Below are 12,350 nucleotides of genomic sequence, written 5' to 3'. Positions count from 1 at the left end.
CCACCCCCGGCCGGACGTCCTCGTCCTTGTCATCCGGGTGTCGTCGGCGCGATTCTAACGTTGCACATGTGGTGGGTCACAAGAGGGGGATGGTCTCGATATGGTCTCGCCCGAGCGGGCGGCCTCACTCGCCCGCGATCGCGCGGTCCAGCAGACCCGAGATCTGCTCGAGGACCTCGTCGACCGGACGCTCGGCGAGCTCCTTCATGAACGGCTCGACCTTGACCGGCCCCGAGTACTCGGCCGCCCGCACGGAGTCCATGAAGCCGGGGACGTCGATGACGCCGGTCGCGAAGGGCAGGCGACGGTCGAGGTCCTGCTGCTCGTCGCGCTCGCGGTCGTCGCGGGCGTCGTTGATGTCGACCGAGACGATGTCGGCGTCGGTGAGCCCGGCGAGGTCGGCCGTGGACTCCCCCGCGGTGTACCAGTGGTAGCTGTCCAGGATCAGCCCCACGTTGTCGGCCCCGGAGTCGGAGATCAGCTCGCGCGCCTCTCGCAGGGAGTGGATGAAGGGGAAACGCTCGGTGGACCAGAGGGTCTTCGGGCCGATGTACTCCAGGCCGATGCGCAGCCCCGCGTCGGCCAGCAGCTCACCCACCAGCGCGAGGCGCCCGGCGTGCAGGCGCCAGTTGACGCAGTGGTCACGGTCGTCGTGCATCGGCCGCAGCCAGGTGCCGACCCGGGTGACACCGGCGGCGGTGAGGAGCTCGAGCGCCTCGGGCAGGTCCACGAGCGCCCGGCGGAACTCCTCCGCCGGGGCGTCGAGCGGGACGGGCAGTCCCGTCATGCCCCATTCCAGGCCGCGCTCGCGCACGGAGGCGGCGAACTCGGCGACTGCGGACGCGCCGCCGAGCGTGCGGAAGTGGTCGAGGTCGGGGTCGACACCGCCGAAGCCGTGCTTCGCGGCCAGGTCGACAGCGGTGGGGAGGTCGAGGGAGAGGCCGAGGGCTCCGGCGGAGAGGTTCGAGAACATGGCCACGAGCCTAGGCGCGTTCGGTTCCCACGTGGGGAAGTCGGCCCCTCTGTCCAGGTACTGGGACCGGCGGCTGACAGGAGCGGCCGATCACCCCTGCTCGTCGAGGCCCGCGAGCAGCTCGTCGAGCGCCTCGTACCCCTGTTGGACACCGGTCTCCATGTCGCTCGCGAGCATCTGCCCGCGCGACTCGAAGGAGTCGTACAGCGCGCGGCCGTGCAGGCGCGTCCATCCGTCGCCGAGGTCGGTGAGGGTGAGCGTCTCCAGGGTGACGGCCTCGGGCCAGTCGTCGTAGGTGAAGGTCTGGACGATACGGTCCGGGAGGACGTCGTGGAAGCTGCCGTGGAAGGAGTAGGTCTCCTCCTCGGCGCCCGCGGATCGGATGCTCGTGTAGGCCCAGGCGCCGCCGGTGTGGGCGTCCCAGCGGTCGATGCGGGTGCTGAGCTCGTGCGGGCCGATCCAGCGGGCGAACAGCTCGGGGTCGGTGTGGGCCCGCTGGACCTGCGCGAGCGGGGCATGGAAGTCCCGTGTGGTGAGGACGGCGGGGACCTCGGGGTCGGCGGTGATGACGGCGCTGGTCAGATGGTCGGTGGCGGTCATGGTGCATCCTTCGGTGGCGGTGCGGAGTCGGAGGTGAGCACCTCGTCGAGGCGGCCCATGCGGGCCTCGACGGCGTGGCGGTGGTGGTCGATCCATCGGGTCAGCTCCCCGAGCGCCTCGGCGTCGAGGTGCACGGGGCGGCGCTGCGCCTCGCGGCGACGCGAGACCAGACCGGCCTTCTCGAGCACGGCGATGTGCTTGCTGATCGCCTGCAGGGACATCTCGTAGGGGGCGGCGAGCTCGTTCACGTCCGCATCACCCAGGGTGAGGCGGGAGACGAGATCCCGTCGCGTGGGGTCGGCGAGAGCCGCGAAGGCCCTCGAGAGCGTCGTGCCGTCCATCCCCTCCTCTTCTCAACCGGCGGGTTGATGACGACGACGGTAGACCTCTTCCTCGGGGTGGTCAACCGTTCGGTTGAATACCCGTCGCGCTCTCGCGCACCCACTCGCCCACGAGCCGGGTCACCGCTTCCGGTGCCTCCAGCGGCGCGAGGTGACCCACCCCGGGAAGGACGTGCGGCTCCGGGGCCCCGGGCAGGAGCGCGGAGAGCCGTGCGGCACGGGAGACCGGGATCCACGGATCGTCCTCTCCCCAGCCGATCGAGACCCGGCAGCGCACGTCGCCGAGCTCGGCGGCCACGGGCCGGGTGTGCTCGGGTCGCAGAGCCGCGATCTGCCGGTAGAAGGCTCTCTCCCCCACGTCCGAGCCCCATGGTCCGGCGAGGGCATCGAGCGTGTCCGCCGGGAGCGGCCGACGGGCGGCTCCCACGATGTACTCGCGCACGAGCGCCCGGTGCAGGGGCAGGGGCAGCGCGGAGAAGGTCTCGGCGTTCTCCGCGACGAGCCGGAAGAACGCGGACCCCCAGGGCTCGAGGACCACCGGGTCCCACAGCATCAGCGAGGCCAGCTCCCGGCCCTCGAGCAGGTGCGCGCCGAGAGCGACGGCGCCGCCGACATCGTGCGCGACCAGATGCGGCCTGGCGAGGTCGAGGCGGTCGAGCAGCCGGGCCAGCCGCCCCATCTGGGTCGCCAGATCGATCGCTGCCGTCCCGTCCATCGCGGAGCGCCCGTAGCCCGGCATGTCCCAGAGGTGCACGGTGTGATCGCGCGCGAGATCCCGGGCGACGTCGGCCCAGACCACCGAGGACCACGGGGTCCCGTGACACAGCACGACGTCACCGCGGGAGTCCGAGACGTCCCGTGGCCCCAGTCGCCATGTCGCGACCTCCACGCCGTCGAGGTCGAGGAGGCGGGGCGCGGACTCGTGGCCGTTCATCGCCGGTCCGCCACGGGCATCCACACCCGCATCGGACCGAGCTGCCGGTTCGCCCAGGCGAAGTACGGGACGGCGAGCACCTCGTTCACCTCGGCCTCCTCGTCGCCCGCTGCAGCCGACCGGGCTCGCGGCGCCCACACCGGGTAGAGCTCCTCGCCCTCGTCGCGGCGTCGCCTCGCTCTCACGGCGAGCGCCGGGAGGTCGCCGCCGGGGAGGGCCGCGAGCCCCTCGGGGGCCGGCCGGACGTCGGCTCCCTCGCCGGGCAGCACCTCGATCCGCTCGATGTCCACGCCCTGCGCCTGGTCGACCTGCTCGAGCGTGTACAGCAGCGGGCCGCGCAGCAGTGCGATGCTGCCGGCGACGGCGTCCAGACGTGGATGGCCGACGACGAGACGCGGTTCGATCGGCAGGGTGAGCATGATCCGATCGCCCGGGGTGAAGGTGCCGGTGATCTGCACAGCCCCGTCGGCCCAGGTCTCCTCGAGGTGCTCCGGGATCTCGACGGATGCGGCGTTCGCCCAGCGCGGGACGCGCAGGCTCAGGCCTGTCGGCCCCGACGGCGCCTCGCGCACCACGATCTGCACCTCGCCCTCGAGCGGGTAGCCGGTCTCGACGTCGATGCGCAGTCCACCGGCGGCGTAGCTGCCGCTCGCGTACTGGTGCAGGTGCATGCCCTGGGCGCTCCCGGTCGCGACGTACTGCGCGAGGCTCGCGAGGGTGCGCATGAGGTTCGGCGGGCAGCACGCACAGTCGAACCAGCCCTGACGCCCACCGACGGGGTTGCGGGGATCGTCGAGCACGGTCCCCGACCGCACCTGCAGCGGGTTCACGTAGAAGTAGCCGGCCCCGTCGAGGGAGACCCCGGGCAGCATGGCGTTCAGCAGCAGTTGCTCGATCGCCTCGGCGTAGGTCTCGCGGCCCGTGGCCAGCAGCAGGCGCCACGCCCACTGCACGGCGCCGATCGCCGCGCAGGTCTCGGCGTAGCCGCGGTCGGCGGGCAGTTCGTAGGGGGCGCCGAAGGCCTCGCCGTCCCAGCGGGCGCCGAGCCCACCGGAGACGTAGGCCTTCGTGGCCATCATGTCGGCGAACAGCGCTTCCTGCTGCGCGAGCAGCTGCTCCTCGCCGGTCTCGAGCGCCCGGTCGACGACCCCCGCCGCGAGGTAGACCGCGCGCACCGCATGCCCCTCGACGCTGCGCGCCTCGGCGACCGGGACCCGGTCGGAGAAGTAGGAGGGGTTCACGCCGGTCTCGGCCTGCAGCACCCCGTGGCCGCGCCGGTCCAGGAAGAAGCGGGCGAGATCGAGATAGCTGCGCTCCCCGGTCTCGCGGAACAGCTCCACCAGGGCCATCTCGATCTCGGGGTGGCCCGGCACGCCGTCCCGCTTTCCGGGCCCGAACGTGGCGACCAGGAGGTCGGCGCAGCGGACGGCGACCTCCAGCAGGCCACGGTCGTCGGTGCAGCGGTGCTGGGCGACGGCGGCCTGGATCAGGTGACCGGCGCAGTAGAGTTCGTGCTCGAAGGTCAGGTTCGTCCAGCGGCCCTCGGTGCCGTGACGGGCCTCGTGGACGGTGTCGATGTAGCCGTCCTCGCGCTGGGCGGCGGCGACCCAGGCGGTGACGCGGCGCTGCAGCTCCAGCAGATGGGCATCGCCGGTGCGGCCGATCTCGAAGGCGACGGCCTCGAGCCACTTGTGGACGTCGGAGTCCTGGAAGATCATCCCGGTGATCTCGCCGTCCTCGAGGCCGCCGGCGATACGGAGGTTGCGCAGGCTGCCGGCTTCCTCGAGCCGGTCGTAGCCCCCGGCGATGGCGGTGGCGGCGTTGGTCCGCAGGCGCTGCCCCCAGAAGCCGCCGGTGATGCGAGCGGCTCCGACGCCCAGCGGCCGACGGGCCGCACGGCCGCCGGCGCTCGGGCGGACGGGTGGCGCGGGAGCCACCCGGCCAGGCGTCGGACCGGCCGATGGATCTGATGTCGGCGTCGTGACGTCGGGCTGGTTCATCGCACGTCCTTGTCGAGGGGCGAGGCCCGGATGGTCTCAGGCACGGTGCAGGCGGACGATGCTCCAGGAGATCGCGGGCAGCGTGCCGCTCAGCCGACCGTCCTGGAGCGCGACCGACTCGTTGACCTGCGGGGCGACGGCATCAGGTTCCTCGGCCGTGTTCGCCGTGTAGGGATCGGCGTGGTGCAGGGTGAGCGCCTCGGTCAGAGCGAGCTGCCCGAAGTCGCCGAGGTCCACGGCGAGGTCGAGGTCCCGGTCGGGATCACGGTTGACGACGAAGACGGTGAGGTCCCCGTTCTGCTCGTCCCAGGTGGCGACGGCGTCGGCCGAGGTCGACTCGCCGAAGCGCTCGTTGGCGAAGCTCGGGGCGTCCAGACGGACCTCCAGCACGTCCCCGCGCGCGTGGCGCGAGGTGAGGGCGAAGGGATGGAAGGTGGTCTGGCGCCACGCCTTCCCGCCGGGCTCGGTCATGATCGGGGCGATCACGTTGACCAGCTGGGCCAGGGAGGCCGAGGCGACGCGGTCGCTGTGGCGCAACAGGGAGATCAGCAGGCTGCCGACGACGACGGCGTCCATGGCGTTGTAGGTGTCCTGCAGCAGCACCGGGGCCACCGGCCAGTCCTCGCCGCTGGGCGGTCGGGATTCCGCGCGATGCTGGTACCAGACGTTCCACTCGTCGAAGCTGACCATGATGCGCTTGTCGGCCTTGAGCTTCGCGCGCACGTGGTCGGCGGTGGCGACGACGGCGTCGATGAAGTGGTCCATGTCGTCGGCCGAGGCGAGGAACGAGGCGGAGTCGCCGTCCTTCTCGGCGTAGTAGGCGTGGGCGGAGACCATGTCGACGAGCTCGTAGGCCTCGGTGAGGACGGTCGACTCCCAGGCTCCGAAGGTGGGCATCTGGGATCCGGAGGAGCCGCACACGATGAGCTCGAGGTCCGGGTCCTCCTGGCGCATGGCGCGGGCGGTCTCGGTCGCGGTGCGCGCGTACTCCTCGGCGGTCTTGTGGCCGGTCTGCCAGGGGCCGTCCATCTCGTTGCCCAGGCACCACATGCGGATCCCGTAGGGCTCGGGATGACCGTTGGCCGCGCGGGCGTCGGAGAGGGTCGTGCCGGCGGGGGCGTTCGCGTACTCGAGGACCTCGAGCGCCTCGGCGACACCGCGGGTGCCCAGGTTGACCGCGTACATCGGCTCGACACCAGCGCGCTCGGCCCAGGTCAGGAACTCGTCGAGCCCCACCGTGTTCGGCTCGGTCGAGTGCCAGGCGAGGTCGTGGCGCACGGGGCGCTGCTCGACGGGGCCCACGCCGTCCTCCCAGCGGTACCCGGAGACGAAGTTGCCGCCCGGGTAGCGCACGCTGCTCACGCCGAGCTCGCGCGTCAGCTCGAGCACGTCGGCGCGGAAGCCGTCCTCATCGGCCGCAGGGTGGCCGGGTTCGTGGATCCCGCCGTAGACGCAGCGCCCCAGGTGCTCGACGAAGGCGCCGAAGGTGCGTCGGCGCACCGGGGCGATACGGAAGGCGGGGTGCAGCGCGAGGGTGACGGTTCGGCTCATCGTGGCGGGGCCTCTCGGTGACGCGGAGGATGCGCGCTCCCCCGGGCGGTCACCCGCGGTTCAGCATCCTCGCTGTACAACGTTGCAGATCAGCCAACCACGGGCACCGGGGACCGTCAAGGGACCCCGTCTCCCCCGGACACCGCCGACGTCGGTGGCACAATCGGCCCATGTCCACGACCTCCTCGCACGCACGCCGCCGCCCGCCCACACTGCGCGACGTCGCCGAGATCGCGGAGGTCTCCATCAAGACCGTCTCCAACGTCGTCAACGACTACCCGCACGTGCGGCCCAGCACCCGCGCCCGGGTCCAGGACGCCATCGCGGCCACGGGGTACCGGCCGCAGCTGGCCGCCCAGCAGCTGCGCACCGGGGCCAGCGGGATCGTGACCCTCGCGGTGCCGTCCCTGACCTTCAGCTACTTCTCCCACCTCGCCCAGACCTTCATCGACGAGGCCCAGGGACGCGGCCGCACGGTCGTCCTGCACACCACCTCCGCAGGTCGCGACGAGGAGATCGAGGTGCTGCGCGGTTTCCGCCGGCGCCTGGGGGACGGCATCATCTTCAACCCGATGCACGTGGGCGAGGACTACCTCGCGCAGATGGAGCACGTCGACCAGCCCACCGTGTTCATCGGCGAGCACCTCTCGGACGCCCACCTGCCGCCGGGCTCGGACTACGTGCGCATCGACAACACCCGGGCGACGGCCGACGCCACCGCCCACCTCCTCGAAGGCGGTCGCACACGGCTCGCCTTCGTGGGCGCGATGGGGCGCAAGGACCCCGCGCCGCACAGCTCCTCCGGCCTGCGCATCGAGGGCTTCCGCCAGGCGCTCTGGCGCCACGACCAGGACCCGAGCCGGTCCCCGATCGTGGAGGTCGGCGACTGGCACCGCGCGGACGGCCGCGAGGCGGTGCACCGCCTGCTGGAGACCCACCCCGATCTCGACGGGCTGGTGTGCGGAAACGACGAGATCGCCCTCGGCGCGCTGGCCGGGCTGCGCGACCACGGGCGCTCCGTCCCCGAGGACGTCGCGGTGGTCGGCTACGACGACAGCCCGGAGGCGTCGTTCTCGCACCCGGCGCTGACCACGATCAGGCCGGACAAGGAGTTCCTGGTCAGGACCGCGTTGGACATGCTGATCGAGCGGATCAACGGTTACGAGGGAGCATCGCGGACGATCACGGCGCCCCATCGGCTGGTGGCCCGCGAGAGCTCGCCGCAGCCCTGACCCGGCGCCGCCGACCCCTTGCGATCGCTCGCACCGCGTGTAGTGTCAACGTTGCAAAGATGCTCTGGACCACGTTCACATCGTGCTCCTGATCCACGACGGAGTGATGCCCATGCGTGCACGCACCACCATCGGGTCCCCTGGCCGGGGGCGCCTTATCGGCCGACGCGCCCTGCTCGGCGGCGGCGCGGCCCTGGCCCTGTCGGCACCGCTCTCCGCCTGCTCCTCACCGCTCGGCGCAGGGTTCGTCGGCGCCGAGGTGGCGCCTGAGACCCTCGTGTTCTGGAACCTGTTCGGCGGCGGCGACGGTGGCCGCATGCAGGACATGGAGAAGGTCTACGAGAAGGCCCACGGCGGCGCCTCGGCCCTGCAGGCGACGACGCTGACCTGGGGGAATCCGTATTACTCCAAGGTCACCCTGGCCACCGAGGGGAACCAGCCGCCGGACGTCGCGGTCGCCCATCTGACCCGCGCGAAGCCGCTGTGGGACGGAGGGGTGCTGGACCCGATCAGCGACCAGGACCTCGCGAGCGTGGGCCTGAGCGAGAAGGACTTCAACGCCAAGGCCTGGAAGGCGCAGGTCACCGACGGGAAGACCATCGCGATCCCGCTGGACACCCACCCCTTCGTGATGTTCTACAACACCGACGTGCTGACGAAGGCCGGGCTGCTGGAGTCCGACGGCACGCTCACCGACCTGAGCGGGATCGACACCTTCGAGGCGGCGCTCGAGGAGATCAAGGGGGTCACCGGTGCCGGGGCGCTGACGTCGGCGAACGTGAGCGAGACGGCGACCCCGTGGCGACTGTTCTGGACCCTGTACAACCAGCACCAGGACGCCACCCCCTTCCTCGCCGACGACGGCGCGAGGATCTCCGTGAACGAGAACCTCTACCGGGACATCACCGACCGCCTCACCCGCTGGGTCTCCAAGGGCTGGCTGAACCGCGGCATCGACTACGCGGGCTCCCAGACGGAGATGGCGACCGGCAAGGCCGGTATCTATCTGCAGGGCGAATGGGAGATCAGCACCTTCCAGGCCATCGAGGATCTGAGGTTCGGCATGGCACCGATCCCCACGCTGTTCGACCGCCCGGCGGCCCACGCGGACTCCCACACCTTCGTGCTCCCGAGGAAGGACCGCACTCCCGCGCAGCTCGAGCAGGCGCTGGGCTTCATCAAGACCATGCTCGAGCAGTCGATGACCTGGGCGCAGGGAGGCCACGTCCCCGCGTACCTGCCCACCTTCGACAGCGCGGAGTACGCGGAGCTGACCCCGCAGTCCGACTACGCCTCCGCCGCCGAGCACGCCTTCTACGACGACGCGGCCTGGTACGGCGGATCCGGATCGACGTTCGAGGACACCGTCGGGGCGCAGCTCGCGCTCGTCCAGCAGGGGGCGATGTCGCCGAAGGCAGCCCTGGCGGCGATCCGCGAACGCCTCTCGACCTACGTCGACACCCCCAGCCCGCTCTGAGACGAAGGGACGCACGCCTGATGACCACTGCCTCCACCCCGTCCCCGTCGGCCGGGAGCCTCGCCGGGACGTCGATCCGCGGCGGCTCCCGACGCCGATCCGACCGCCGGGGACGCCCCTCGGACCGGGGCACCGGGCCCGGCGCCTGGCTGTTCATCGCCCCGTTCGGCCTGTTCTATCTGGCGTTCCTGCTGGGGCCGACGGTCTGGATGTTCGTGGCGAGCTTCTTCAACACCTCGCTCGTGCACTCGGGCTTGGGCAGCTTCGCCGGCCTGGACAACTACGTCGAGATGTTCAGCCGCGCGGACTTCTGGTCGGCGCTGTGGCACACCCTGCAGTTCACGCTCTACACGGTGCCGCCTCTGGTGATCCTCGCGTTCGTGTTCGCGGTGCTCACCAACCGTCTGCGCCGCGGGCAGTGGTTCTTCCGCCTCGCATTCTTCCTGCCGTTCATCCTGCCCTCGGCCACGATCTCGCTGATCTGGGTCTTCATCTTCACCCCGGCGACGGGCCTGTGGGCGAGCGTGCAGTCGCTGCTCGGGTTCACCCCGGGATCCGGCATCCTGGCCGATCCGAAGAGCGCGATGGTGGGCATCGCGATCGCGACCGTGTGGTGGACGATCGGCTTCAACTTCATCCTCTACCTCGCCGGGCTGCAGGACATCCCCCGCGAGCTCTACGAGGCGGCGGCGGTCGACGGCGCGACCACCTGGCAGCAGATCCGCCACGTCACGGTGCCCCTGCTGCGGCGCACGACGACCCTGGTGATCCTGCTGCAGATCATCGCGAGCCTGAAGATCTTCGACCAGGTCTACCTGATGACCTCGGGCGGGCCGGGCGTGTCCACGCAGGTCAGCCTCGGGCTGATCACGGGCACGGCCTTCACCGACAACCGCATCGGCGCCGCCTCGGCCGCCTCGGTGCTGCTGTTCGTCATCATCGTCGCCATCGCCGTGATCCGCGAGATCGTCGAGCGTGTGGCCGCCCGCCGCGACCAGGAGGCCTGAGCCATGACCACCACCTCCGCGAGTCCTCGCCGCTCCACCCGTCCGGGCGCAGGCATCAGCGCCGCCGCTCCCCCGCGCCGCCCCTCGGGCGCGGGCGCCGGCATCAGCGGACGCACGTTCACCGTCGTCACCTGGGTCGTGCTCCTGGCCTTCGCGGCGATCTGGCTGATCCCGAGCCTGTTCGCACTGAAGACCTCGCTCTCCGACAACGGGGTGGCCTCGCTGGGGGCGAGCGAGATCCTCTCGCACTGGTATCCGACGCTGCACTCGTACTCGACCCTGTTCGGGGCGGGCGACATCTGGAACTGGTACCTCGCCAGCGCCGTCACCTGCATCATCACCACGGTGCTGACGGTCCTCTTCTCGGCAATGGCGGCCTACGCCCTCTCGCGTCTGCGCTTCCGCGGGCGCACCACGGTGATGCTGCTGATCCTTCTGGGGATCATGATCCCCAGCCAGGTGCTCATCGTCCCCATCTTCGAGATGCTGGGGGCGGTGAACCTGCTGAACACCTACTGGGCGGTGATCTTCCCGCAGGTCCCGGCGGTGATCTCGGTGTTCATCTTCAAGCAGTTCTTCGACGGGATCCCTCGCGAGCTCGAGGAGGCCGCCCGCATCGACGGTGCCGGGCTGTGGAAGATCTTCTGGTCGGTGATCCTGCCGCTCTCGCGCCCGGTGATCGCGGCGGTCGCGATCCTCACCTTCGTGGGCGTGTGGAACAACCTGCTGCTGCCGCTGTTCGTGCTGACCAACCCCAACCTGATGACGATCCCGGTGGGGCTGGCCACGGTCCAGGGCAGCTTCGGCCAGCGATACGCCGACATCCAGGCCGGCGCCGTCCTGGCCGCCCTCCCCCTGGTGATGCTCTACCTGGTCTTCCAGCGCCAGATCGTCGAGGGCGTCGCGGGCACCGGGCTGAAGGGCTGACGGGCTCGAGCGCTGACGGGCCGTCGGCCCGAGGGCCCAGCGGCCGGCCTGCCGACGCGGCGCGCCGACATGCGAACGGCGCCGGGCCGGGAGCAGCGCTCCCGGCCCGGCCCCGTCGACGTGCTCAGCTCTCCGAGCCCGCGCGCTTCTTGTTGTAGACGTCGAAGGCGACGGCGAGGATCAGCACCACACCACGCACGATCGACTGGGTGGACTGGCCGATGCCCATGATCTGCATGCCGTTGGACATCACGGCCATGATCAGACCACCGATGATCGCGCCCTGCACCTTGCCGACGCCGCCGCTGACGGCCGCTCCGCCGATGAAGGCGGCCGCGATCGCGTCCAACTCGAACATGTTGCCCGCGCCCGGCTGCGCCGAGTTCGAACGGGCCGAGTAGACGATGCCCGCGATCGCGGAGAGCAGCCCCATGTTCACGAACAGCATCATGTTCACGAGCTTCGTCTTGACGCCGGAGAGGCGTGCCGCCTGCAGGTTCCCGCCCATCGCGTAGATGTGGCGGCCGAACACGGTCTGCTGGCTGACGAAGGAGTAGATGAGGATCAGGGCGGCCAGCAGGATCAGCACCATCGGCAGACCGCGGGCGTGGGCGATCTGCCAGGCGAAGGCCATGATCACGATCGCGACGGCGGCGACCTTGATCCCGAAGATCCACAGCGCCTCGACGGCCTGGTCGTACGTGAGCTTCGCCAGGCGCGCGCGCCACTGCTGGAGGGCGAAGACCACGACCACCGCGGCGGCGAGCACCAGGGTGAACACGTCGTACCCGGGCCCGCCGAACAGGCCGTTGACGAAGCCGCCGGCGATCTTCTGGTACGACGAGGGGAAGGGCGAGAGGGAGACGTTCCCCAGGGTCTGCATGGTCATGCCGCGGAAGATCAGCATGCCCGCGAGGGTCACGATGAAGGCGGGGATGCCGACGATCGCGACCCAGAACCCCTGCCACAGCCCGACCAGGACGCCCACGCCGAGAGCGGCGAGGATCCCCAGCCACCAGGGCAGTCCGTGCTGGACGACCACCACCGCGGCGACGGCGCCGGTGAAGGCGACGACCGAGCCGACCGACAGGTCGATGTGCCCGGCGACGATGATCAGCACCATCCCGATCGCGAGGATCAGGATGTAGGAGTACTGCAGGATCAGGTTCGTCAGGTTGCCCGGGCTCAGCAGCGAGCCGCCGGTGAGCACCGTGAACAGCAGCACGATGAACACGAATGCGATGTAGATGCCGCTCTGGCGGACGTTGCGGGTGAGCAGGCCCTTGATATCGGAGGTTCCGGCCATCG

General features: G+C 70.7%; 11 protein-coding genes. 4 read left to right on the top strand and 7 right to left on the bottom strand.

Annotated features, from left to right (window positions below; genetic code table 11):
* Window positions 1–124: 124 nt before the first annotated feature.
* From DEO23_RS01105 to arfA, 6 genes are all read right to left on the bottom strand, one after another.
* Window positions 125–973, bottom strand: a complete 849-nt coding sequence (locus DEO23_RS01105) for a sugar phosphate isomerase/epimerase family protein (RefSeq protein WP_109274168.1) — start codon at window positions 971–973, stop codon at window positions 125–127.
* Between the two features lie 90 nt (window positions 974–1,063).
* A complete protein-coding gene (locus tag DEO23_RS01100) occupies window positions 1,064–1,573 on the bottom strand; it encodes an SRPBCC domain-containing protein (protein ID WP_109274167.1) in 510 nt (169 codons plus the stop codon).
* Window positions 1,570–1,914 (bottom strand): ArsR/SmtB family transcription factor, encoded by a 345-nt coding sequence (locus DEO23_RS01095; RefSeq protein ID WP_109274166.1) that lies wholly within the window; start codon window positions 1,912–1,914, stop codon window positions 1,570–1,572. The genes DEO23_RS01100 and DEO23_RS01095 overlap by 4 nt, the downstream gene beginning before the upstream one ends.
* A gap of 61 nt (window positions 1,915–1,975) precedes the next feature.
* Window positions 1,976–2,848 (bottom strand): alpha/beta fold hydrolase, encoded by an 873-nt coding sequence (locus DEO23_RS01090; RefSeq protein ID WP_109274165.1) that lies wholly within the window; start codon window positions 2,846–2,848, stop codon window positions 1,976–1,978.
* Window positions 2,845–4,848, bottom strand: a complete 2,004-nt coding sequence (locus DEO23_RS01085; protein ID WP_109274164.1) for a glycoside hydrolase family 127 protein — start codon at window positions 4,846–4,848, stop codon at window positions 2,845–2,847. The genes DEO23_RS01090 and DEO23_RS01085 overlap by 4 nt, the downstream gene beginning before the upstream one ends.
* Before the next feature lie 36 nt (window positions 4,849–4,884).
* The gene (arfA, locus tag DEO23_RS01080; protein ID WP_109274163.1) at window positions 4,885–6,399 is read right to left on the bottom strand and encodes an arabinosylfuranosidase ArfA; all 1,515 of its coding nucleotides are present in this window, start codon (window positions 6,397–6,399) and stop codon (window positions 4,885–4,887) included.
* Window positions 6,400–6,569: 170 nt separating this feature from the next.
* Here arfA and DEO23_RS01075 point away from each other — a divergent pair, with 170 nt between their 5' ends.
* The 4 genes from DEO23_RS01075 to DEO23_RS01060 all read left to right on the top strand — a co-directional run bounded on the left by DEO23_RS01075 (window position 6,570) and on the right by DEO23_RS01060 (window position 11,042).
* Window positions 6,570–7,631 carry a LacI family DNA-binding transcriptional regulator gene (locus tag DEO23_RS01075; RefSeq protein WP_109274162.1) on the top strand — a complete coding sequence of 354 codons (1,062 nt, stop codon included), beginning with the start codon at window positions 6,570–6,572 and terminating at the stop codon, window positions 7,629–7,631.
* 112 nt (window positions 7,632–7,743) lie between these two features.
* A complete protein-coding gene (locus DEO23_RS01070) occupies window positions 7,744–9,108 on the top strand; it encodes an extracellular solute-binding protein (RefSeq protein WP_165831685.1) in 1,365 nt (454 codons plus the stop codon).
* A gap of 20 nt (window positions 9,109–9,128) precedes the next feature.
* A complete protein-coding gene (locus DEO23_RS01065; protein ID WP_109274161.1) occupies window positions 9,129–10,115 on the top strand; it encodes a carbohydrate ABC transporter permease in 987 nt (328 codons plus the stop codon).
* A gap of 3 nt (window positions 10,116–10,118) precedes the next feature.
* On the top strand, window positions 10,119–11,042 hold the full coding sequence (locus DEO23_RS01060) for a carbohydrate ABC transporter permease (RefSeq protein ID WP_109274160.1): 924 nt from the start codon (window positions 10,119–10,121) through the stop codon (window positions 11,040–11,042).
* Window positions 11,043–11,166: 124 nt separating this feature from the next.
* Here DEO23_RS01060 and mmsB read toward each other — a convergent pair whose 3' ends face one another.
* Window positions 11,167–12,348, bottom strand: coding sequence for a multiple monosaccharide ABC transporter permease (gene mmsB / locus DEO23_RS01055; protein ID WP_109274159.1), 1,182 nt, complete (start codon window positions 12,346–12,348; stop codon window positions 11,167–11,169).
* Window positions 12,349–12,350 lie beyond the last annotated feature (2 nt).

Source organism: Brachybacterium endophyticum, assembly GCF_003130585.1.
GTDB lineage: Bacteria > Actinomycetota > Actinomycetes > Actinomycetales > Dermabacteraceae > Brachybacterium > Brachybacterium endophyticum.
This window is presented reverse-complemented; position numbering and strand designations above follow the sequence as displayed.